Origin of the sequence: Acinetobacter sp. AOR34_HL (genome assembly GCF_027854795.1) — a bacterium.
GTDB classification, from domain to species: Bacteria; Pseudomonadota; Gammaproteobacteria; order Pseudomonadales; family Moraxellaceae; genus Acinetobacter; species Acinetobacter junii.
The window spans coordinates 80116-104070 of sequence record NZ_JAKTID010000082.1; the positions used below are offsets into that span (position 1 = coordinate 80116).

At 38.2% G+C, this 23955-nt stretch carries 20 protein-coding genes and 5 pseudogenes; 16 read left to right on the forward strand and 9 right to left on the reverse strand.

From position 1 onward, the window contains the following. Nucleotides 1–48 precede the first annotated feature (48 nt). From MKL32_RS14215 to MKL32_RS14230, 4 genes are all read left to right on the forward strand, one after another. Nucleotides 49–1305, forward strand: a complete 1257-nt coding sequence (locus tag MKL32_RS14215; protein WP_270900682.1) for an AAA family ATPase — start codon at nucleotides 49–51, stop codon at nucleotides 1303–1305. Next, a complete protein-coding gene (locus MKL32_RS14220; protein ID WP_270900683.1) occupies nucleotides 1298–2158 on the forward strand; it encodes a DUF4435 domain-containing protein in 861 nt (286 codons plus the stop codon). The genes MKL32_RS14215 and MKL32_RS14220 overlap by 8 nt, the downstream gene beginning before the upstream one ends. A 129-nt stretch (nucleotides 2159–2287) precedes the next feature. Continuing rightward, on the forward strand, nucleotides 2288–2431 hold the full coding sequence (locus MKL32_RS14225; RefSeq protein WP_004665293.1) for a zinc ribbon-containing protein: 144 nt from the start codon (nucleotides 2288–2290) through the stop codon (nucleotides 2429–2431). Nucleotides 2432–2556: 125 nt separating this feature from the next. Then, on the forward strand, nucleotides 2557–3135 hold the full coding sequence (locus MKL32_RS14230) for a DUF4126 domain-containing protein (protein WP_270900684.1): 579 nt from the start codon (nucleotides 2557–2559) through the stop codon (nucleotides 3133–3135). A gap of 65 nt (nucleotides 3136–3200) precedes the next feature. Here MKL32_RS14230 and MKL32_RS14235 read toward each other — a convergent pair whose 3' ends face one another. Continuing rightward, nucleotides 3201–3560: a DUF962 domain-containing protein gene (locus tag MKL32_RS14235; RefSeq protein WP_151814790.1), complete on the reverse strand. Its 360-nt coding sequence runs from the start codon at nucleotides 3558–3560 to the stop codon at nucleotides 3201–3203. Between the two features lie 68 nt (nucleotides 3561–3628). On the opposite strand from MKL32_RS14235, the gene MKL32_RS14240 reads away from it, so the two are divergent. The 8 genes from MKL32_RS14240 (at nucleotide 3629) to MKL32_RS14275 (ending at nucleotide 10131) form a co-directional block, all read left to right on the forward strand. After that, the gene (locus MKL32_RS14240; protein WP_270900685.1) at nucleotides 3629–4444 is read left to right on the forward strand and encodes a helix-turn-helix transcriptional regulator; all 816 of its coding nucleotides are present in this window, start codon (nucleotides 3629–3631) and stop codon (nucleotides 4442–4444) included. An 82-nt stretch (nucleotides 4445–4526) separates the two neighbouring features. After that, a complete protein-coding gene (locus MKL32_RS14245) occupies nucleotides 4527–5492 on the forward strand; it encodes a carbon-nitrogen hydrolase family protein (RefSeq protein ID WP_270900686.1) in 966 nt (321 codons plus the stop codon). A gap of 155 nt (nucleotides 5493–5647) precedes the next feature. Further along, the gene (locus MKL32_RS14250) at nucleotides 5648–6535 is read left to right on the forward strand and encodes a DMT family transporter (RefSeq protein WP_270900697.1); all 888 of its coding nucleotides are present in this window, start codon (nucleotides 5648–5650) and stop codon (nucleotides 6533–6535) included. A gap of 571 nt (nucleotides 6536–7106) precedes the next feature. Continuing rightward, nucleotides 7107–7559, forward strand: coding sequence for a hypothetical protein (locus tag MKL32_RS14255; protein WP_270900687.1), 453 nt, complete (start codon nucleotides 7107–7109; stop codon nucleotides 7557–7559). A 182-nt stretch (nucleotides 7560–7741) separates the two neighbouring features. Beyond that, nucleotides 7742–8407, forward strand: coding sequence for a pseudouridine synthase (locus MKL32_RS14260; protein WP_004956772.1), 666 nt, complete (start codon nucleotides 7742–7744; stop codon nucleotides 8405–8407). A gap of 95 nt (nucleotides 8408–8502) precedes the next feature. Beyond that, nucleotides 8503–9126: a class I SAM-dependent methyltransferase gene (locus tag MKL32_RS14265; RefSeq protein WP_005403872.1), complete on the forward strand. Its 624-nt coding sequence runs from the start codon at nucleotides 8503–8505 to the stop codon at nucleotides 9124–9126. Between the two features lie 23 nt (nucleotides 9127–9149). Then, nucleotides 9150–9629, forward strand: a complete 480-nt coding sequence (locus MKL32_RS14270; RefSeq protein ID WP_039909080.1) for a GNAT family N-acetyltransferase — start codon at nucleotides 9150–9152, stop codon at nucleotides 9627–9629. Nucleotides 9630–9762: 133 nt separating this feature from the next. Continuing rightward, the gene (locus tag MKL32_RS14275; protein ID WP_005403874.1) at nucleotides 9763–10131 is read left to right on the forward strand and encodes a ribonuclease E inhibitor RraB; all 369 of its coding nucleotides are present in this window, start codon (nucleotides 9763–9765) and stop codon (nucleotides 10129–10131) included. Between the two features lie 67 nt (nucleotides 10132–10198). Here the strand turns inward: MKL32_RS14275 and MKL32_RS14280 are convergent, their stop codons facing one another. Then, the gene (locus tag MKL32_RS14280; protein WP_004665270.1) at nucleotides 10199–10666 is read right to left on the reverse strand and encodes an Lrp/AsnC ligand binding domain-containing protein; all 468 of its coding nucleotides are present in this window, start codon (nucleotides 10664–10666) and stop codon (nucleotides 10199–10201) included. 137 nt (nucleotides 10667–10803) lie between these two features. On the opposite strand from MKL32_RS14280, the gene MKL32_RS14285 reads away from it, so the two are divergent. From MKL32_RS14285 to MKL32_RS14300, 4 genes and pseudogenes are all read left to right on the forward strand, one after another. Beyond that, nucleotides 10804–12060, forward strand: coding sequence for a D-amino acid dehydrogenase (locus tag MKL32_RS14285; RefSeq protein ID WP_005403875.1), 1257 nt, complete (start codon nucleotides 10804–10806; stop codon nucleotides 12058–12060). A 24-nt stretch (nucleotides 12061–12084) separates the two neighbouring features. Then, entirely contained in the window at nucleotides 12085–13188 is a 1104-nt protein-coding gene (alr, locus tag MKL32_RS14290; RefSeq protein WP_005403876.1) for an alanine racemase, read from the forward strand. A 10-nt stretch (nucleotides 13189–13198) separates the two neighbouring features. Then, a complete protein-coding gene (locus MKL32_RS14295) occupies nucleotides 13199–13558 on the forward strand; it encodes a RidA family protein (RefSeq protein ID WP_005403877.1) in 360 nt (119 codons plus the stop codon). Nucleotides 13559–13749: 191 nt separating this feature from the next. Further along, nucleotides 13750–14958, forward strand: a pseudogene (locus MKL32_RS14300) (amino acid permease); the annotation flags it as partial. Between the two features lie 262 nt (nucleotides 14959–15220). Here MKL32_RS14300 and MKL32_RS14305 read toward each other — a convergent pair. The 7 genes and pseudogenes from MKL32_RS14305 to MKL32_RS14340 form a co-directional block, all read right to left on the reverse strand. Next, nucleotides 15221–16480 carry a type II toxin-antitoxin system HipA family toxin gene (locus MKL32_RS14305; RefSeq protein ID WP_134253011.1) on the reverse strand — a complete coding sequence of 420 codons (1260 nt, stop codon included), beginning with the start codon at nucleotides 16478–16480 and terminating at the stop codon, nucleotides 15221–15223. 4 nt (nucleotides 16481–16484) lie between these two features. Beyond that, the gene (locus MKL32_RS14310) at nucleotides 16485–16787 is read right to left on the reverse strand and encodes a helix-turn-helix transcriptional regulator (protein ID WP_004907175.1); all 303 of its coding nucleotides are present in this window, start codon (nucleotides 16785–16787) and stop codon (nucleotides 16485–16487) included. 187 nt (nucleotides 16788–16974) lie between these two features. Further along, a pseudogene (locus MKL32_RS14315) lies at nucleotides 16975–17118 on the reverse strand (transposase domain-containing protein); the annotation flags it as partial. 107 nt (nucleotides 17119–17225) lie between these two features. Continuing rightward, nucleotides 17226–17589, reverse strand: a pseudogene (locus MKL32_RS14325) (antitoxin Xre/MbcA/ParS toxin-binding domain-containing protein). Between the two features lie 130 nt (nucleotides 17590–17719). Next, nucleotides 17720–20904: pseudogene (locus MKL32_RS14330) on the reverse strand (site-specific integrase). Continuing rightward, nucleotides 20888–23170: pseudogene (locus MKL32_RS14335) on the reverse strand (hypothetical protein). The pseudogenes MKL32_RS14330 and MKL32_RS14335 overlap by 17 nt, the downstream one beginning before the upstream one ends. Then, nucleotides 23170–23841 (reverse strand): hypothetical protein, encoded by a 672-nt coding sequence (locus MKL32_RS14340; RefSeq protein WP_270900690.1) that lies wholly within the window; start codon nucleotides 23839–23841, stop codon nucleotides 23170–23172. The pseudogene MKL32_RS14335 and the gene MKL32_RS14340 overlap by 1 nt, the downstream one beginning before the upstream one ends. Between the last annotated feature and the right edge of the window lie 114 nt (nucleotides 23842–23955).

The window sequence follows — 23955 nt, forward strand, 5'->3', positions numbered from 1 at the left end:
CCTACATTAATGTGGGGTTTTTTAATACTAATATTTATGGATTAAACAATGTATAAGATTGAACGTGTGGACATCAGTGATTTTTGGCATAGATTTGATGTTGGCTGTGAGTTTAACGAAGATGTAAATATCATTATTGGTAGAAATGGTACTGGGAAAACTACATTTATGAATATTCTCCATGCTATTTTAACGGTTGATCCTGTTGGTTTAGTTGAGAATGATTTTGGATCCGCCAAAATACTATTAAAAAATGAGAGTAAACAAAGAAAGACAATCATAGTTAAAAAAATTGAAGATGAGCATTTTAATTTCCCTATTATTGAATACCAAATTTCAAATAAAAAATATAAGTTTAGACTAATAAATTTAGAAGAACGTAGAATTTCTCAAATGCAAAAACGTCGAATATCAGAGGAATCAATGGATATTCGGAATGAAATGTTTGGTTTAACTTCAGTTTCTTCATTGTCAGTATATAGATTAAGAAATGATGATGAATATGAGGTGAGAGATAGGCATGGTGCTGTTTTTTTATCACCAGTTGATTATAGGCTATCACAAGCCTTAGCAGGATTAACGGAATTTCAATTAGCATTGGCTGAAGAAGCTCAAATAGTTGCTAAGGATCTACAGAAAAATGTTTTAGCATCAATTTTATATAGTGAAGAAGATGCAAAGCAAAAAGCTTTGAATCTATCTTTTGACAAGGAAGCCGAACAAGAAAGATTGATTTCTGCTTATGAACAGTTAAGTTCTTATGATGCAGCTATTAGAAAAAAAATAAAATTCCATGTATCTAGTATTGCTGAAACAATGGATGAAATTCAGAGTAATAAACCTGAAAAAAATATTGATATTAAGTCTTTGGAAGCACTTCGTAAAACAAGAAAAATTATTGATTTATCACTAGCTGCTAAAGATAAAACACAATCTATTTACTCTCAAATAAACTTATTTTTATCAATAATACAAAACTTTATACCAGATAAAAAATTTAGCTTTATTTCTGGTCGTTTGATTATTGAAAATAGTTTAGGAGTCATTGAACATTCAAAACTTTCATCTGGAGAAAAACAACTAATCATATTAATGATTGAAGCATTATTGCAAAAAGGGAATAAACATATATTTATGGCTGATGAACCAGAGTTATCTTTACATATAGCATGGCAACGTCAAATTATTCCTGCAATTAGAAAAATAAATCCGAATTCTCAAATAATTGTTGCTACTCATTCTCCAGAAGTTGCTTCTAGATATAAAGAGTCAATTTTTGATATGGAGAAATTGATTAATGCCTAGTCTAGATTATTCACTTGATGCTCTTAACCTCCTCAATGCTTTTCATCAAGTTGATAAAGTGATTTATGTTGAGGGTCAAGATGATGTCCCTTTTTGGGAATTTCTGTTTAAAAAATTTACTAATTTAAAGATCTATATTGAAGATGTTGGTGGAAAGGAAAATCTTAAACCTTACATTAAAAAAATTAAGCATGAGTCTGTAGAATTTATTGTTGCCAAGGATCTAGACTATGATAGTTTTTTAGATGAAAGCTTGAAATATAACAGTATTTTAACAACAGCTGGATATTCAATAGAAAATACGCTAATAGACAAAAATACTTTATTCTATGTAGTTAAAAAGTTGAGTTTATTACCTGACTCAAAAATTGAAAAAGATGAATTCAAAGACTGGCTTTCAAAGCTTAACTCTATAATAAAAAATCTAATATTATTCGGAATACATAATGAGTTAACCGAGAGTGGTGTTTCTGTAGTCCCTACAAACGCAGATAGATTTATGGTTTCTAAAAACTCAGCTTTACTTTGTTCAGAAAAAATAGATACCTATCTAGAAAAAATAGATTTGATAATAAGTGCAGATGAACTGAATAGATTATTAAATAAAGTAAATAAAGTAAATAAAGTAAATAAAGACTATCTAGATTTATTAAATGGTCATTTCTATTTTTCTGCTGCACATAGATTTGTAACGCTCAAAAGTGCAGAGTTGAAATCATCGACCAAAGCAGAGAAAATTCAATGTTCTATGGATACTTTTTTAGCGTTATTGATGAGTGCATTTGAAAATTGCTTTAATTCAGAACATATACATTATGTACATTATCGAGAACAATTCTCACTGGTGGTATAGATGAAGCTGATAATTTAAGGATTCTGCATTAACCTTTCAGCCACTATCATTTGTCAGAAAGGTCAATAAATAATCAAAACTATCACGCTATAGTATATGAACCATTTCTAAAATCTATGGAGAACAAAGATGGTTACTGCTGGCGAAAGACCTGGAACTGGCTTCTATTTTTGTGTCCAATGCGGACATCGCACCTATTTAGAAATTGGTACTGATCGTTTACCTCCGTGTACCAAATGCCTTGGCAATCAATTCAACAGTAAGAATGCCTAAGCCGCAAACACCAAACAGTTACCCACTGTTTTGATGAAAGCCCTGTCACTCGATAGGGCTTTTTTGTTACTGTAAAATATGAAATAACAAGATAGGGATATCTGACAAAAATAAGGAAAACCCAGATGGAAACAATTTTAGGACTTTATATCGGCGTAGGATTAAGCGCAGCCTGTGGTTTTCGTGTCTTTGTTCCTTTATTGGTGATGAGCATTGCAACCCTGATGGGCTGGTATGAACCTGCAAAAGGCTTTGAATGGTTAGCGATCCCTGCTGTATGCGCTGCACTTGGATTTGCAACCATCTGTGAAATCGCAGCTTATTATGTGCCGTGGGTCGATAATCTCTTGGATACCATTGCCACGCCTGCTGCTGTAGTGGCAGGCACACTCAGTACGATGGCGGTCAGTAGTGGAGAAATGTCACAATTTGCGACTTGGGCAGCCGCGCTGATCGTGGGGGGCGGAACAGCAGGCGTGGTGCAAATGAGCACGGTAGCTGCACGAGGTGTTTCAACAGCAACCACTGGTGGACTGGGGAATTTTGTAGTGGCAACAGGTGAGTTGATTGGCTCAATTGTCTTGTCGATCTTGGCATTTGTGATGCCTGTTGTGATTACGGTATTTGTGATTATTCTCGTGATTGTGGTCGCACGTTGGGTGAGCCAAAAAAAACAAGAAAAGATCAGTCATTCAACATCGTGAGTTTTTAAATTCAGTACAATCAGGAAACTTAGACCTAATTTTATAACCTAAGTTTCCTATATGTATTACCACTTCACACGTTTTAATAAGATATCTTTATACATAATAAAATCGCAGGCGAGACTAAAGAATGGCTGCTTAAAGGTTGCAGGTTTATTATGCTCATAAAAGAAATGACCTACCCACGCAAAGCCATATCCGACTACAGGCAAAGCCCAAAGTAATTTGGCATTTCCAGTTGCGATAGATGCAGCAGCAATACCAATTACGCAGCTTGTCCCCACGAAATGCAGACGACGACAAGTCGCATTTTCATGTTGCGAAAGATAAAAAGGATAAAATTCAGCAAGGGTTTTATAACGAGCTTCACTGGCTTCCATCTGCACAGTATTGTTTTTCATCAGTTCTTGAGTATTGTGAGACATACGACTATTCCTTTCGTTTAAAGTCGTCTTCATTTTGAACACTCCAACCGAAATGGTCTTGAACGAATATGCTATCTCAACATAAGGAATTGGACTCGACCACACCGTATAAAAGCTTGGTCTATGCGTGGGATGGTGTGATTGTGTATGTGACTCAAGATCATTTGAATAAAACACACGCGCATTTTCCAGCACTATTACAAATCGGTTTGGACACTGCTTTCACATTGGCTGTTGAAGATCAGCCTGTGAACTATCATGAAATTGTAGTGATGGCACCCAATATTAGCCACAGTACCGATTCACAGAATCAACCTTATATTGCAATTCTGATCGATCCTGATCATGTGCTTTATGCTTATCTGCATCCTTTATTGAATGGACAGACATTTAATTCATTATCTGCTGATCGACTTCAATCTTTTCAAAAACAGTTTCAGCAATTGATGACTGCTCAACTCTGCTTAGAACAAGTAAAGCAATTGCTGAAGGATGTGTTATTGGCACTCAATCCTCAGCCATTATTGGCTTTACCATGGGATCAACGAATTCAACTCGCTCGTGAATACATCAAACGCTGTGTGCCCCATCAAATTCCAACCATCGCAGATGTTGCGCTACAGGTTGGGCTATCAGAGTCACGCTTGATGCATCTGTTTAGTCAGCAACTCGGACTATCTATGCGGCAATATATCTTGTGGTTGCGTATCCGCTATGCCATCAAGCTGTGGATGCAGGGCAAAACTTTGATTGAGATAGCAGTTGAATCAGGCTTTTCTGATCAAGCTCATTTCACCCGAACTTTACGTCGTATGGTGGATTTTGCGCCGTCGATGTTGAAAGCCAATACGATTTTTATCAGCGATGACGCTACCGAAAAATAAACTAAGCATTGAAAGAGCTCGGTCAAAGTATTTCTAAGATTCGATGCTAAGATTTTCATGAACACTCAGAAGAATTACAGATATGAAAATCGTCGCCATTCAGCCTGCATTGCAGTTAGGACAGGTTGAAGCAAATTTAAAAAAACTCGAACAATTGATTTTAGCGGCATATCAAGAGCATACGCCTGATGTGATCGTACTTCCTGAGTCGATGACTTCTCCAAATGTCTATTCACCACAAGCTTTGCTGACGCCACAACCATTACAGGGTCAGCCCTTACAGCTTTTAATTCGCTTAGCCAAGCAATTGAATGTGGTGATCACAGGGGGCTTCGTGGCAATTCGTGACGGGCATACCTATGGTACTTATGTCATGGTGGAGCGGAATGGCGATTATCATCTGCATGACAAAGATATTCCAACCGCATGGGAGCAAAATTTTTATCGCGGTGGTTCGGATGATGGAGTTGTGGATTCAAGTAGCTTGAACTGTAAGGTTGCATTGCTCTCAGGTTGGGAGTGGGCAAGGTTCCGTAACGCCAAGCGTGTTCGAGAACAACATGCACAGTTGATTTTAGGTGGAATGTGTTGGTATTCGATGCCGATCAATTGGTATGGATTGTTGGGTACTTGGATGCGTCGTGAACATGAAATTTACAAACAACAAAGTAAAGCGTTACCTGTGCAAATGGCACGCTTAACAGGTATTCCCGTAGTGCATGCCGCTCATGTCGGCGAAGTCTTGAGTGATATGCCGATGTTACCTTATGTCAAATGGTTAACTGAAATGGTGGGCGAAACGCAGATTTGTGATGCTGCTGGAAATGTTTTAGCGCGTATGAGTCTAGCCGATGGTGAGGGCTATATCGCCGCAGAAATTGAATTGGCTGAACCAAAACCTGTCGATCCTTTAGCATCTAGTTATTGGATTCCTGACATGACGCTGACTTCAAAATTAGCATGGCATGTCGGCAATCTTCATGGCGGACTGATGTATCGTGTGAGACATCGCCTAAAAAAGTTTCCTTGGCAAAAACAGTTGAAGTGAAGCAAAGCTAGCTTCTCATTCAACAAACAGCGATGGCATGGTGATCTTACCCATCGCTTCTGAGTTGCAAAGACAGTATTTTTCTCAATCAAAGCTCGAAAAATCATCTTCAAGCGAGTAAATTACACCCACATTTTGAGTGGGCATGGTTGATGATGGCGTTTACTTGGATTTTATTTACCTTGATGGCTGCTTTTATGCAGGCGTGGCGCAATGCATTTCAAAAACAACTCAGCACCACAGTCGATGTTTATGGCACGACATTGGCACGCTTTCTATTTGCACCGATCTTTGCTTTTAGTTATATCGTCATTCTTTATGCTCAGCAGCCTGTCAGTGTTGAAGTTAGTTTTTCCAATAAATTTTGGTTCTATGTGGTGATCGCAGGGATTAGCCAAATCTATGCAACGGCTTTAATGGTCAAATTATTTCAACAAAAGAATTATGCCATCGGGGTCGGACTCGCCAAAAGTGAAGCTATTTTAGCGGCATTGGTCGGTGTACTGTTTTTACAAGAGCATTTAACAGCATGGGGCTGGGTGGGTGTTTCGATTGGTGCAGTCGCGGTATTTTTACTGAGTAAAGGCAGACAACATACTGAACTTTCAATGAAAACATTGATGATCGGTTTAGGCAGTGGTTTGTGTTTTGCCATCACCTCATTGTTGGTGCGTGAAGCAAGTTTAGAGTTGAACATGTTGCCATTTCTACATCGTGCCGCATGGGTGCTGTGTAGCTTGATTAGTTTTCAGTGCATTATATTGTTGCTATATCTTGGTATTTTCAGTCGTCAGACTTTATACAAAATGTGGCAACGTCTTGGACTGACTTTCAAAGTGAGTGTCTGTAGTTTTCTTGCTTCATTGGGGTGGTTTAGTGCGATGAGTATGCAAACCGTGGCAATCGTGAAAACACTGGGTCAGGTCGAGATTTTATTTAGTTTATTGATCTCTGCATTTTTCTTTAAGGAAAAATTGGCGAGAACCGATCATTTAGGTTTGTGGTTGGTGATCGTGGCTGCGATTATGGTGATTTGGGCTTAAATTTTTAGGCTCATGAAAAAATACACATGTAAATTTGAATATATCGGAATTTAAATCAGTTATTTTTTGTTGAAATGGGAAATAATTCTGATTTTAGAATCTGTTACGCAAAACTATTTCATTTGTGGCGAAAAATACCATTTTTTAGGAAAACAATCCCATCCCGATCTGCCTAAACTATGTCTCAAGGGTGTGAAAGGGATCGAAAAGAGTAGCATGCACCGACGCTTATAAAGCAAGTGTGTACGAACCCAAAAGGTCTCGATTCGGCTTAGGACGCTATAGATCAAAAGTTTATAGGCAAAGGTTATGGCTTACAAAGTCATAGGTGTTGAAGTAAACAACATGTTTTCCCTTGATACCCTAAAAAATTAATCTAAACAGAATATGACGAAAACATTAAAAATAATAAAAACTGGATCAATAAAAGAAAATTCGAATGTGAAACACATCTTTAAATTCAAAAAATGTGAATAGAAGTCGAGATTTTTATATTAAAAAACAAAGTGATATAATGCCATTAAAAGCTAAAAATCAAAATATGATCATACTGGAATAGGTCAGAAAAATAATGAACGAGTTCGATCTGAAAATACGTTATCCCCATCAAACCAACAGAAATGATGCTGCTCATTTGGGTATATTTGACGCAGAGACGATCATTCGTAAGTTTGATGAAATGGGATGGCGACAACAAATGGTCCGTCAGTTACAACTGGATGGTACAAGCACCAGTTTTATCGTAACGAATGAATATACAGGACAAAGTGTCCGTATCATTTTGGATGCCTATGCTCAATCCCAGCAACTTGAATTTAAATTGGATAGTGATATTCCTGTTCTGATTTCGAGAAAGGATGTATTTGGATTGGTCACCCGCAAAGCCAAAGATACGATTTCCTTTAATCACCTGACACTAGACCGTGCCAAAGAATATCTCATCGCGTTTATGAATGGTGAGGTTGAGGAGTTAGAAGCACTTTATCGTGACAGCTTAAATAAACCGATGAAGACAGCGTCTTAACTTTTAATCTTCCTGAACTCAATCAAATAAACCCTTAATAAAGACATTTTATTCAGGGTTTTTATTTTAGATAAACCAAGGATAAAAAATAGCGATCCGCTGGCTGTGATTTTTTTGAATGGGTCGATTTTCTATCCGTTGTCGTTATAATCTGCTCGCTTGATTCAATCTGTTTGCTTCCTATGCCTTTAAACGATCATTTTATTTACCAACCTCCCCAAGAACCTCTTGAGATCATGTACGAAGATGAGGATTTGGTCGTGGTCAATAAACCTGCGGGCTTATTGTCCGTGATGGGGCGATTACCAGAACATCATGACAGCGCGTATTTGCGTGTATTGGATCTCCATCCAACGGCTAAAGTAACGCACCGTTTAGATATGGCCACTTCAGGTTTACTGATGTTTGCTAAGCATCGTGATGCAGAGGTCGCCGTGAGTAAAATGTTTCAAGCGCGTACCGTTAAAAAATATTATGAGGCCTTGGTACAAGGTGCAATTCAGGCTGAAGGCAGTGTCGATGTTCCATTGATTACAGATTGGGAAAATCGTCCACGTCAAATCGTACATTTCGAGTTGGGTAAGCAAGCCAAGACACTGTTTCAATTGATGGATTACGATGTTGAAACTGATCAAAGTCGTGTGCGACTAGAACCCGTTACAGGTCGCTCACACCAACTTCGTGTGCACATGATGCATATTGGACATCCAATCATGGGCGATAAACTTTATCATCCTGAACCTGCCAAATTTCATTTAAAACGTATGGCATTACATGCTGCATTCTTGTCTTTTCAGCATCCTTTACAACAACATCTCGTTGAAATTAAATCGGTGATTCCATTTTAAAATGTAAGCTAAGGTGAAATAAGTGTAGCTAAGCTAGGTATGTGGATGGATTTATAATAGATTATAAAAACATATAATGTTTTGTGAGATGCCCGATGAGTCAACCATTAACCCAGCATTGGCAAACCATCTATTCCACCAAAGATCCTAAAGAAGTCAGTTGGTTCCAAGCTCAGGCTTCGACCTCCTTGCGATTGATCCAAAAAGCGCAACTCCACCCTGAGGCAGAAATCATAGACGTTGGGGGTGGCGCCTCAGTTTTAGTTGATCAGCTTTTAGAACAAGGCTTTAAACACATCACAGTTTTAGATTTGGCAGAGGCTGCGTTACAAAAAAGTCAGGTACGCTTGGGAGAACTTGCCAACAAAGTGACATGGCTTATTGCGAATATAGTCGAGGTTGAGTTTGCAGATCACCAATTTGATCTTTGGCATGATCGGGCAGTTTTTCATTTTTTGACAGAGCACAACGATCAGCAGCGTTATTTGCAAAAAGTAACTGCTGCGCTGAAATCAGGTGGTTATCTAGTGATCTCAACCTTTGCAGAAGATGGAGCATTGAAGTGTAGTGGTTTACCTGTGCTACGTTACAGCACACAAGAGCTGATACATTTCTTTGGACAATCTGCATTTGATGTGGTGGAAGAGGGGAAAGAAGTTCATATCACCCCAGCGGGAAATGAACAGAAGTTTAGTTATCTACTCTTGCGAAAAAAATAAAATAAGGAATAACGTTCTTAACTATGTATTCGTGTATCAACGAGTTAAAGTGGGCTGGTTTGCCGACTTTGACTCAAGCGCAATTAAAAAAATTACTACTTGAAGCCGATCCAGATTGGCAGCATGTTTTAGCTTATCTATCAGAAGTAAAAATCTTTGTGATTTCCAATGATCGTCGGGATGTAATTGCAGAATTATGTTTATTACAACGCGGGGATGAAGCGGAAATTATCAATTTAGCCGTCACCAAAGAGCATCGAGGTTTTGGTCTAGCCAAATCATTGATTAAACATGCGATAGAAAATGCATGGCAATCTTCGGTCAGCACTGTTTTGATTAAAACAGGCAACTCAAGTTTTGATCAGTTGGCTCTATATCAGAAGTGTGGTTTTCGTATGTCATACATTGAGCGAGATGTGTTTAAACACTATCCTGAACCGATTTATGAAAATGGAATCCGTTGTATCGATCAAGTTGTTCTATCCATCGAGTTGACCATATAGCTATCGGAGATCCACATGAAGATCATTTATGCTTTCACTACAATAATGATCTTCATGCGTCTAAAAACTGACATAAAAATAGGTTAATCTATAGCCAAATAATTAAACTGAAACGACAACAAAGGATATTCAAATGACACGTGATTACGAGCAATTTCCTGATAATGACAATGGTAATGTGCTTTGGCAAATGGTTGAAGATGGCAATGACCTAAGTGAACCGCATGAAGTCGAATTTTCAATTGTGTTTGAAAAGCAAGAACAAGCAGAAAAGTGTGGATTGCATCTGTTACATCAAGAGCAAAAAATTTCACTGTATCAAGAAGAATTGCATTCAGATGGATCGGATTTGTGGGTATTAAATATTCACGTCAATATGATGTTGGAATATGAAGATATTGCAGATTTAGAAGAGTGGATGACGCGGATTGCGCAAGAGTTTGATGGTGAATACGACGGATGGGGTTGTATGAGCTATATCTATGATGATGAAGACGAATAATGATACATATTCAGCCTGCGTTTGCAGGCTGAAATATTTTTAATCGTGCATCGTACGACATCTAATTTTATTTACTCACATCTAAATAAAGACTTTCTTTGACTTCTTCCATCACCACATAACTATGGGATGATGCCGAAGCAGGCAGTTTTTTCAGTAAATCACCCAATAAACGTCGATAAGCACTCATTTCTTTGAGTCGGGCTTTGACTAAATAATCAAACTCACCTGATATTAGATGACATTCCAAGACCTCAGGAATATCGACTAAATCTCGAGCCACTTGATCAAAGACATCACCTGATTTTGCTGACAGTTTGATTTCCAAAAACACCAACAGGCTGCGATCAACATGCGCAGGATTAAGTCGAGCATAGTAGCCCATAATAATACCTTCACGTTCCAAACGTTTGACGCGTTCTGAGCAAGGCGTGGTAGATAAGTTCACACGTGAAGCTAACTCACTAATTGCGATGCGCCCTTCACGTTGCAGAATGTCTAAAATCAGGCGATCAATACGGTCTAATTTACGCATAGATTATTCCCTTTTATTTTAATTTTTCCGCGATAAAAACATTAAATTACCTAGATTATAGCCATAAAAACAGTCAAAAAAACTATTGAAGCAAAAATATACTAGTTAAATAAACTAGTGGGCGAGAGGGACCTATTATGCGCGTCATCGTTTTAGGAAGTGGTGTTATTGGTGTAGCAAGTGCTTACTATCTTGCGCAACAAGGTGCCCAAGTGACTGTACTTGATCGTCAGTCTGGTCCAGCAAAAGAAACCAGTTTTGGTAATGCTGGGCAAATCTCGCCAGGATATTCAACACCTTGGGCTGCACCAGGGATTCCATTCAAAGCAGTAAAATGGATGTTCCAGCATCATGCACCACTTGCCATTAATATAGATGGCAGCATGTGGCAGCTTCAGTGGATGGCACAGATGCTGAAAAACTGTAATCCACAAAGTTATGCGGTCAACAAAGAACGCATGATGCGTGTGGCGGAATACAGTCGTGATTGTTTGCGTCAACTCAGAAGTGAAACAGGTATTCATTACGAAAATCGTTCCAAAGGTACCTTACAGGTATTTCGTAATGAAGCGCAGCTTGAAGCAGTGCAACGAGACATCCAAGTACTGAAAGAATGTGGTGTTGATTTTAATTTACTCAATGCTCAAGAACTGGGCAGCGTAGAACCAGCATTGGCACACACCGATAAATTAGTCGGTGGTTTACATTTGCCGAATGATGAAACGGGTGATTGTTATTTATTCACCAATGCTTTGGCAAAAGTGGCGCAAGACTTAGGTGTCGAATTTAAATTCGATCAAAATGTTGAGCAACTGATCGTAGAAGGTGACGAAATCAAAGGTGTGATGGTCAATGGTGCGATTTTAACGGCTGATCGTTTCGTACTTGCCTTTGGTAGTTATTCACGCGATTTCTTAAAACCATTGCAATTGAATCTGCCAGTTTATCCAGTGAAAGGTTATTCATTGACGATTCCAATTGTTGAACCAAAATTTGCTCCGCAATCAACGGTTTTAGATGAGACATATAAAGTCGCGATTACACGTTTCGACCAACGTATCCGTGTGGGTGGTATGGCGGAATTAAGTGGCTTTAACTTGGGCTTGAATGATGATCGTCGTGCAACTTTGGAAATGGTTACCCAAGACTTATTCCCAGGTGGTGACTTACAACAAGCATCATTCTGGACAGGTCTACGTCCAATGACACCAGACAGCACACCGATTATTGGTGCAACCAAATATAAGAACCTATTCTTAAATACTGGTCATGGCACTTTAGGTTGGACCATGGCATGTGGTTCAGGCAAATTGATTAGTGATTTGGTGATGAATCATCGTACCGAGATTAGTACGGATGGCTTATCGATCCAGCGTTATTCACACGCGGCATAATTTGATTATACAAGGAAGTTCATTATGCCTCGCCCAATTACTGCGGTCATCCATACTCAAGCTTTGCGCCAAAATCTTGAAGTCGTGAGAACTTCTGCTCCAGACAGCAAGGTGTTTGCAGTGGTCAAAGCCAATGCCTATGGACATGGAATCGAACGAGTTTACGATGCTTTAAAAACTGCGGACGGCTTCGCATTGCTTGATATAGATGAAGCGAAACGTTTGCGTGCATTAGGTTGGACTGGTCCAATTCTATTGCTGGAAGGAATTTTTTCGCCACAGGATTTATTTGACTGCGCTGAATATCAGTTGAGTTTCACGGTACATAGCGAGCATCAAGTCGAATGGATACAGCAGCATATCTATCCAGCCCAGTTTGATATTTTCTTAAAAATGAACAGTGGCATGAACCGTCTAGGTTTCAAGCCTCAACAATACCGAAAAATCTGGCAACATCTGCAACGCCTCAATAATGTTTCCAACATCACCCATATGACGCATTTCTCTGATGCTGATGGCGAACGTTTTGGTCAAGCTGGGGTTGAATATCAACTCGCAGAATTTGAAAGCACCATTCAGGACTTACCTGGCGAAAGATCGGTGAGTAATAGTGCTGCCATTCTCAGATATCCCTCGCAAGTACACTCCGATTATGTCCGTGGCGGCATCATGCTCTATGGCAGCTCTCCCGATTATCCGAAGCATAGTATCCACGATTGGGGACTTGCACCGACCATGAGTTTGCGCAGTGAACTGATCGCGATCCAGCAGTTAAATGCCAATGAAAGTGTGGGTTATGGTTCAAGTTTCGTAGCTGCACATGCAATGACGATTGGTATTGTCGCGTGTGGTTATGCAGATGGTTATCAGCGTACCTCTCCTACAGGCACGCCAGTGTTAGTCAATGGAATCCGTACTCGAACCATTGGGCGAGTCAGTATGGATATGTTGGCAGTCTATCTAACGCCAGTTCCGAATGCTGAAATTGGCAGTGAAGTTGTGCTTTGGGGAACATCAAAAACAGGACAAATTCTCTCTATTGATGATGTTGCAGCAGCCTCAGGCACAGTTGGCTATGAACTTATGTGCGGCGTAACTGCACGAGTTCCATTTATCACTCAAGATTAAGGAAGTCATCATGTCACATTCAGATATCCAGAAAATCAATAGCACCGAAGTGATGAGTGCAGTCACGGTTTTTAATCAGGTGGTGTATCTAGCAGGACAAGTGCCTAAAAATCCTGATTTAGATATCGAAGGACAAACGCGTGATGTATTGGCAACGATCGAGCAATTGTTAGCCTCCGCAAATAGCGATAAATCACGTTTACTTTCGGTACAGCTTTTTCTGAAAGACCTAGCTGATTTTCCTAAGGTCAATGCGATCTATGTTGATTGGTTAAAAGACTGTGTGGCGCCATCACGCGCTACGATTCAAGCTGATTTGGTCAATCCAAATTGGTTAATTGAAATTGCAGTGATTGCAGCACAAAAATAAAGCGAATCGCTTTATTTTTGTTTAAATGAGATTAAAAAAGAAGAAAAGTAACGTATTTGTCATAGATAAAAGTAAGGCAAATACGTATTTTCTTGCAGTCAAAATGAATGGGTCATTTATAAAGGACAGCTGGTTAAGCTCATAAATTAGCGACCGATTCATTTTAGGAAGTAGTAAAAAGGAACTTTTTTATGACGGTGATACATAATCAGTCTTCAGGTGATGATGCACCTCAAGACTTACAACGAAAACTTTCCAATCGCCATTTGCAATTGATTGCCATTGGTGGCGCGATTGGGACTGGACTGTTCATGGGTTCAGGAAAAACCATCTCCCTTGCTGGTCCATCAATCTTGTTTATTTACATGATTATTGGTGGCATGTTCTTCTTTTTGATGCGAGCACTCGGTGAATTGTTGCTTGCCAATTTACAGTACAAATCTTTCGTCGATATGGCACACGATCTGATTGGACCGTGGGCCGGATATTATTTGGGTTGGACCTATTGGTTAGGTTGGGTCTTGGTCGGTATTGCGGACTTAGCTGCTGTGATTAATTATCTTGGTTTTTGGCTGCCTGATGGAACGACCTTTACTCCAATAGGGCAGGCGCTGATTAGTGCGGGCTGCGTATTATTCGTTTTGGCGTTGAATTTACTTACGGTCAAATTGTTTGGTGAAGTCGAGTTCTGGTTTGCACTGATTAAAATCTTGGCGATTATTGGTTTGATTGGGGTTGGGGGCTATATGATTTTTAGTCACTTTACCGCACCTCATGGCACAGTGGTTTCGCTAAATAATATTTGGTCGCATGGTGGTATGTTCCCGAAAGGTGATGATGGCTTCTTGGCTGGTTTCCAAATTGCCGTTTTTGCCTTTGTCGGAGTGGAGCTGATTGGAACCACGGCGGCAGAAACCAAAGACCCACATAAGAATCTTCCCAAAGCGATTAATGCGATTCCGATTCGTATTATTTTGTTCTATGTCTTAGCTTTATTGGTGGTGATGGCTGTGACACCGTGGGATCAAATTCGCGCAGATAAAAGCCCATTCGTTGAGTTATTCCTGAATGCGGGGATTGTGACCTCAGCGATCATCATGAATTTAGTGGTGTTGTCTTCGGTGATGTCGTCGATGAACAGTGGTGTTTTCTCTACCAGTCGTATGTTGTTTGGTCTGTCAAAAGATGGTCAGGCGCCAAATTCATTTAGTCGCTTATCCAAAAGTGCAGTGCCAGCAAATGGTCTGATCTTCTCATGTGTATTTATCATGGGTGGAGCTGTGCTTCAGTATTTTGTCCCGAACACCATGGAAGCCTTTACTTTGGCAAGTTCGCTCTGTGTGATCCTGTTCATTAGCGTATGGAGCCTGATCATGGTTTGCTATATCCGCTATCGCAAATGACCCCAACCTTGGCAAGGTCACCGAGATTTATTCCATTAAATGACGCTAATTATAAGTATATGATTTAATTAATAGTATATGTTTTTTGGTGGGGTAAAATTTTGATCAATTTGGATCATTTAATGTGGTTTTGGTCACTTTATTTTAGACGTTTTAGCTCATAAAAGTCACCTATTTTTTGATGCTGATTTTCATGAGAAATAATAACAATATATAAGTTAATATAATGATTCTTAATCCTCATGAAAATGTTTTATATTCAATTCAATAAATGAATATTATGCTCAATCCTATTTTGGATCATTTGGATAGTTTCTGCTTGAATTTGTGCAGGTAATAGATCATGAGCGATATCACTGAATCGGATTGCAACCTTACAAATCGAGCCAATAATTTCATCGACTTCTTGGGCAGAAAGTTCCGCTTCCTGAGTACCAAGTTTTACAAGAGCTTGTCGAGGAATATCCAGTGCTTCACCCATGATATCCATTTGATGATATCCACCTGGCCCTTCACAGAAAGTAACATCATAGGCAGGGGAGAGTTTCCATTGCCCATTTTGGGACATCAGAAATGAAAAGTTTTTGCAATGATCATCTCGATTATTGAAGACTACATTGAAAACAGCTCGCTTGAATGCAATTGCTTTTTCGCGAACATCATTGGTGCAAAAGTGTGCAGCGCGAAGAAAATTACTGTAGTCTAAACTCCCTGGTGATTTAAAATCAGCTCCGGTGAAGGCAGCTAAACTTTGCATAGGGATACGCATACCATCATGGCGGTCAAATCTTTTTGATGCAAATGCGGTTAATCCATTCGGAAGAGTAAAATATTGAGTGTCAGGGGTGTCAATATCACAATGACGTAAACATTCTGCATAAACAGCTTCAATTGCACAAACTTCAGGATGCTCTTGCTGAGCTGGAAATTTGATCAGCCAGGCTTCATGTTGATATGAGCTAACTGTTGAGAATTCGTTGGTGACAGGATCACGATAGACGAGCGCTTTTGGCCTTGCACCTTGTGGAGATCCACCCATAATTAATAAGTGCTGTAAAAATTCTGCACCTTCTCCTTTGAGAACTTCCTGAACTTCTTGAGCGAGTTTAATCAGTGGAATATTTTTAGTTAATGCTAACTCAGGTGCTGAAGGTTCAAAGGATAATGCCCCCATTGCATGTGTATTAATATACGTGAGTCGTTCTAATGGCCCAATCCGTGCTGGATTGAGTCCATTTTTTTTAAATAAGCGATCCATAAGAAGCATGCCCCAACCATCGGGCAAGGCATCATATATAGGACCTGGCAATCCCATTTGATGTGTAGGAAAGTTCGTTCTTAATGAGTCACCTTTTAATGGAAGTAGGTAAGAGGAAAGTTCTAAACCTTTACTGATCGCTTCTGCACTGTATTCAAAGGCAATTAATGGCCGACCTGTGATTGCGGTTGAGGAGACCAGTGTACCCCAAAGCCAATATTCACCCCATCCATTGTAGTAAACATTAAGTTTTTTGAGCATGGACTTATTTCCTTTTGATACGTTGGCGAGCCGTATTGCTCTCATAGCGGAGAATGTCATTTACACTGTTTAAATGAGGTTTGAAGAGTTCCTCTAATTCTTTTAATCGGCCCAATACCATGGCAACGCGTACTAAATTTTCAAATGAAACATTTCGACCAGCTTCCAGATTAGATACTGTATTCACACTAATACCAGCACGTGTAGCGACGTCTGCCTGAGTCATTTCCAGATAAAGTCGTTCTTTGCGAAGCCTTTCACATAATAACGTGACAACCTCTTCAGGTTTTTTGAAGTTTAAATCCATAATATTGGGTCTTATGTGTATATATGTATATTAAAACACAAAATAATGGATTTATATAAATAAACCATTTGATGTAAGGAAGGTGCTTTATGGGCTGATTGATCCTATTAGATTAAAGAAGTCTAATTAGATATTTAAAATCTAAAGGAATCTAATACGTAAGCGTCCGCTGAGCCCCATAGCTATTTTAATTCGGTTCAGGTTTCCAGCGGTGTGTTAGTAATTCTTCTATTTGGGTCACTTTATGTGTCGGCAGCCTTTTCAGCACATCATTTAAATAGGCATACTGATCTAGGCCATTCAGCTTTGCTGACTGTATTATTGACGGAATTAGGCCAGACATATACATCTTGAGAAGAGGGGAAATTCTTATTCCTTGCATTTGAATTATTGGAGAGGGCCATCACTTTCAAATTTTTCTGTAATACTTTGCTTATCTTAAAGTTTAGCCCGAAGACCTTCCACCAATTGTAAAATAGAGGCCAATCCCTGAGGGTTCTGAATCTGTTCTATTGGAATGTCACTCATCAATTTATTGGGTGATCTCATAAAATGCTGTATCCAGGCTGTATCCCCACCTGTCAGAGCATCTAGTGATGTGGTAATACCGGATTAAAGTGAGGGCGATTTCTCCCTGTTTTGAAGTGGGATCTAATTCAAGAGATGTTAAAGTTTTCACCGAATCTATATTGAGTGTTAAGGCTAGTTGATCCTGTGCAAGACCAAGTCGTTTAGCAGCAGCTAAAACTGCCTTAGCTAATATCATTTTCTGTTTTGCAGTTTTTTCTGATGTTGTATACATGACCGATCCCTGTTTCAGACGCTGCTAATTCATAGAGTTTATACGATTTAATTATCGTTGATTAGACATCCAATGTTTACTAAAGATATATTAAATTTGACTTTAGATAAGGAAACAACGGTTAAATTATTTAACAGCATGTGGTTGTTTTTAGACCTTCAGCTTTAAGTTCAAGAGATCGAGGTCTGCCGATACATGCTAGATGTAAGCAAAATTTAAATGCAGCAAGAGCATGACCATCTTTTACTGAGTAGAGTTGTAGACGAGGAAATTCCTCTTGAGTTGATGGATGTTTATCTATTGATGCTTTTGCTAATTTGAAAAGTTGAGGCTGTTGTTTAGCATCTAACTTTGTTTGCAAATCTTGTCCAAGTAAGTGCCAAAATTTGGCAGGAAATAAAGCCTTAACTTGGGAGTAAAAATGTTCGAGTTGATCGATATCCTTCCAGCGATAATGGATACCTGTGTGTGATGCGGTCACTCGATTCAAAAATATATTCAGGACGCATGCAATTTGTATTGGATTTTTACGAGCTATTTTCTGTAGATGTTCAAAAAAATAAGTCACCGCATAAAGCTCTTCAGCGCTATCAAGCATTGCTGGTTTTAAGTGAGTTGAGCTATCAATACTAAATAAACGTGGATTCCCTTTTTTTGATTTAATGTTTGCTAAATTTAGAGCATTTTCATACCAATAATTGACGAGTTCTTCTGGCAAGCACATACGTTGAGCTGTACTTTTAGGATCTTTAGTAGTCTCCAATATATTGAGCGTTTCATAGAAGCATTGAAGTGAAATTTTAGAATCTTCTGTTCCAACAAAGAAAGCAAAAAAATCATGGGATTGATCTATTTGTAACGACAGTTCATCTAAAATGTCAGTAGCATTACTTTGAAGCCATTTTGTTTGATCGTTCAATAATATAGTTGCTAGAACGGCCTGGTTTTTTTCAAAATTAAAGTCTTTTTCACCATTTGTTATTTGCAAATTTTTAAACGTTGCATTGTGTCCCATAATTTTTTTAGCCAATTCATTAGGCATATCTGGATGATGTTTTAGTAGTTTTTGACCAGCTATGAGATAACTTAAATGAATATAGCTTTTGAATGTTTCAACTGGCTCTATATGTCCTAAGAGATGTGCAATAACAAACCAATGGTTTTGTCCATGTTGATTTTGAAGTAGCTCAGCTCGAATTTTTTGATATTCGTTTTCGCTATAGTCGGTTAGCTTTTGCACAAGTGGTGCATATTCACAGTTCAGTAAAAGCGATAAATGATTCGCTGCAGTGTGACGAAAAGAGTGAAAGGAGTAATGATGCCCTTTAAAGACCTGATTTAATATCAGTTTTAGGGGTACGGTGACAGTGTGTTTATTCAGTTTTTTATTTTCATTCAAGTTGCTGAATAAATATAAACTTTTCTTATTTTCTAAGCGTTTTTCAACAACAAAATCGCTAAAGAATTGGTACTCATCATCTTTTAGCAAAGCGTATGCAGGCACAATCCGTTCCGCACTATCCGTTTTGAGCAGATGTTGATTCCCTTGTTTTTTTGAACCATAAGGTTGAACCCAGATAGAAAATTGATTTAAACCCTCGATATCTTTTACACGTAACCCGAGTATTTCGTTAATACGCATACCAGTACGGTAAGCCAAAATATAAATAATTTTTAATAATTTATAGTGATGGTCTGAGATGGATTGGTCATGTAAGAGCTGATTTAATTTCTTTAATATGACCTGGAAGGCTGTATGACCAATGATGCGTGCACGAGGTCTACTTTGCGATGCAATAAATTCAAGTTCAAAATCTTCTGCTTGAAAAACAATTTGTTGAAAGGTGTGAAAGCGTTTCAACATGCGGATTGTTTGGTCTTTAGATTTTTTAAACTCAGGTCGATCTGCTTCATCAGCAAGTCGTGTATTGCTAATGATTTGTTGATAGATTTTGTTCAGCAGATCATTAATGTCATCGTCGGCATCGAAGTATTGTAAGGCATGAGTTAAAAACGGTTCTGCGATCCGGGTGTAATATGTATAGATTGAACTATCTGCGAGTTTTTGATTGTCTTGAAATGCCTTCGTGTACTGAGTTGTATCAAAATCAAAGGTGGCTGATAATTTTTTTATTTGCTCTGAACTTGGTAGATAGAGACTGATGAGCCACAAAATAATACGTTTAGAAAACTCATTAAACTGCTCTTGGTGACGCAGGCAAAAATCAATAATGAGTTCAGCAATAGGTTGGTCCGTTGATGATGTGCGAATTATTTTCAGCAAGTTTTTATGAATAAATATCACATTCTCTACTGCTTCAGACGTATTGAGATCTGGTAGGACTTTGGCTGTAGAAGAGACATTTCGTTCGATTTCATCACTTAATTGAGTTTTAAATTTTGGGAATGCAAAGTTTTCAAACTCATGTTCTGATAAACCACACGTGAGTGTGTTTTCTAACAAATATTGTGAAAGGGCAGGATCAACATCTGCATTCTGCAGTTGTAGCCAATTAAAATTGGCGTAGTCACGTAAAAACTTAAAAGTCTTGTTGGTGTATGGATGTTTTATTTTTTGAAAAATGAGGTGCAGATACGCATTCACGTCTAGACTGATATCACGAATTTGTCTTGTATTAAAGTGAATGAGCCAGAGTCGTGTGAGTTGATCTGGAACAAAATTACGTGATTTTCGTATTGTTTTTTCATCAACAAATAGATCGCCATAGCTTGGAGAAAGTGGCTCTAAAAAGATGATATTAAAATCGCAAATTTTTTGGATTTTTTCAGGGTTGTTTAAATGTTCGAGCAAAGCATTTAATGAAGCTGTTTGATTTAATCCACCGTATAACATTGAGCAAAGCAGAATATTCCCAATAATTTCATCATCAGAAAAAGCGGAACTATCTTGAGCAAGAATCCAGTAATCCCACAGTTTTTCGAGGATGATGTCAATTTCATGACCGGCTTGGATCCAATCTAGGGTGAAAATTGGTTCATCGCGTTTCATCTCAAAGGTGAGATAAGGTAGTGGGAGGTCTAGGTTATTACTTTTATTGAGGTCTTTGATATATGTTCGGAAGAATTCATGAGCATATTTTTTCCAAGCAAGATTCGGTGCTTTACGTTTAATAAACTCATAAATTGCAGGATAAGCTTGAATTAAGTCTTCATTTGAGAATTTTTGCTCATCAAAGTACTGTCGGAGCTCTTGTTCTGCATCGGCTCGTAGGTTCCTTTCTAATTCATTACGTTGAAGTTGACGTCTATCTTCAGCATAGCGTTTTTTTGGATTTTTTTATTGAATGATGACATTTACTTCAATCCCGCTAATTTTAAATTGATCTTTCATTTGCTCTAAAACATTCGCAATTTTAGAAAATTGAGATAGTGATAAACTGGAAAAAGGATGTGCGGCTTCTTGTTGCATGAGCTCATGTCAAAAGAGAGCTAAAATCTCAGGTTCGGTAATTTTATGAGTCAAAAATGCACGAGCTGTATGGCGATGCCAATTTGCATGATCAAGTCCTAATTCAGGATGGAAATCTTTGACTGTAGAAGGACTTAGTGGTTTCCACTCATCATCTTGGATGATCCCCAAAAAGGGCAGCTTACTTGCTTCTATTTGTTGTATAACATCACTTAAAGCTGGATGGCTCATCATGATTTGAGTCGAAAAATATTCTAAAAATTTAAGGAATTTTTTTATCTCTTCAACTAAAAATGAACAAAGTGGGATTAGACGTCCGAATCCATTGCGGCCGCCTACTTCTTTGTCAGAAACCATCAAAATTTGGCGTTTTAAATTAAAGTTTTTAAGAAATCCAGGGAATTCAGCAACGGGGCGTGCTGCTGTAAAAAGAAGGAGGGTATGCCACATCCATATGTTGTAGTGGTTGTATATAGCAATCAGATCGTCTTCAGCTTGTGAAAAAATATTAAATTTCAATACAGCAAAAATCTCTGTAATGACCTGTGGTTTTGGAGCCTTACGACTACCAAAATGAATTATTGAATCAGGGAGCGAAGGTACACAACTTTCATATGTGTTTGCTACATCTGCACAAAGTGATTTTAGAATATCAACATATTGTGCATGTAATTGTGAAATATTCTGATGACAATAAGAAACAGATGATGACTGATTGGCATCAATCCCTGTGATTAAATCTGCGAGTTGTTTATTCCCTGTTTTTGCAAGAACCGTATGATGCAGTAGAGAACTCACCTTTACGACAGACAGTTTTGGAATCAATAATTCTTGTCTTAATTTGCGTAAATATTGCTGTATATCATCGAAACTAACCGAATCCATTTTGCGGAGATCCTCAATGAATAGATTCGGGATTGGAATGTCTAAATAGATCGTCTGATTAAGCAAGCTTTTTGAATACTCAAAATCACGGTTCTCAAATACATTAAATTTACTGCTTAAGAAGAACTGATCATTTTTATGGATCAATTTTTGGCAGTTATTTAAGTTTTTAGCTCGCTTGCTTTGTATATATAGCCACTCATTCACACTGTTGCCTGTTAAAAATGCGAGCATCAGGATCAAAGCACTTTTATTTTGATGTTCAGAGTAGTCCACATGAAGTCTTTTCAGTAGATGGTTCACGCTAGATGGATTCGGAAAAAAACTACTCGACGTGAGTAAATGTTCTTTGCGTTGAATATGTTTTGCAACAAGCGGTAGAACATAGCTTTGACTCGTTTCTGAATGTGCTGCGAGTGGTGTGACGTCAGTTGGATTGACAACAATTTGCCGATTAATCGGCTCATCGATTAAGGTTTCTATATTCAGTGCTTTAGATTTAGCCCCTTTTTTGATTTCGATACTTTCTTCAATGAATTGTTCTTCATCAAGAAACTGATGTTGAAGCTGCGTATCGATACTTGCACGTGCGATCTTCGCTTTGTTTTTTAAAACATAGTTAAAAGTAATGCGAATATCATTGAGTAGATTGCGATCAAACTCAGGCAATTCATCCGTATCTAATGTGATCAGATGTTGAATAAATTGCTCTAAGCTCAGCGTTAGATCTTTAAGATAGACATTCCAGAGGCGTTTATATTCTTCTGTATTATAATATTTTTTTTCAGTATCTAAATTTTTATTTGCAGTCCTAAAGCGCTGGAATAAGCGCTTTACGGTATTGAAGTGTTCTGCGTGCGCTTGTTTAAAAAGATCTGGCTTGAGCTCAGGAAGAGCAATTAAATAAATTGCTGCTTTTAAAACTAGAATATTCCAGGTTAAGGCATTTTCTTCTGACTTTGCTAATTGTGCAATTGAGTTCACATACCAAGTAACGGGTGTTGCACTAACAGTATGTTTTCGAGAGGAGACCAAGGCAGCGGGTCTAGCAACAACAGAATTAGTTTGTAGATCAAAATCTAATAGATCGAGATTCAGCTCCTTCAGATATTGATCAGTAGGGTGTAAAGTCAGTAAATCAGCAATATATTGAATATGTTCTGCACGGTTGAACTGCTCATTACCAAAGAGTTTTTCCAGTGTCTGTTTTAATGATACCCGCGGAATATCAGCAGCATTTTGATGGTTTGGGTTATATTCTGACATTATGCTTTCCATAGCTGATCTGGCGTGAGAACGAAGTCCACATTGTTTAAAAGTTGTTGCACAATTCCACTGGTTTGTTGCAGTTGATCAAAAATCTTCTGTCTTTTCCGGTTTATAACTTTATTTCGATAATTCAGCTGATTTCGTGTGAATGAGAGTAGTTTTGCTAGCAGGTCTAAGCTCATAGTACGGTGAGGTTTGAAAGAATTTTCTTTGTTTAAAGCCAAGATAACTTCATATGAAATATGTGCATTGATCAGCGATTGCATTTTTGCAGGATTCATTCGATCCAGATCATGGTGATAAGAGGCCAGAAATCTCATGAATTCCAAACTTGCCTCTTTTTTTAATAGCTCAATTTTGTCCTCATCTTGAGGAAAAGAATGGACGAGTAAGTTGATATTCTTAGGTGTGTTCTTAGACCAATATAAGTGCCACTGACAGGCATTTGCGATGGTATAGCCAGATCTATTAGGGTCTTTCCAGACACGGATTTCAGGGTAAGAAGTCAATATTGATAGATCAGTTTTTAAGGATTTGAAAGCCTCTTGATAGCAAAGATAAATTCCAGAAAAATCAGGGTGGATACTGATTTGGATTTTATTAAAATTTTTGCACAACAATTTTTTAGGTGTGCCAAATTTTTCATTGAAATCAAAAGCGGTTTCCATAGTCCTTCATAAGTGTAAAAAATAATCAAGTGAATATTCTTATAATTTTTTGAAATATTAAACAAGATTGATCTACCCTATATTTTGTGTATATTTACAAACTATATACAATAT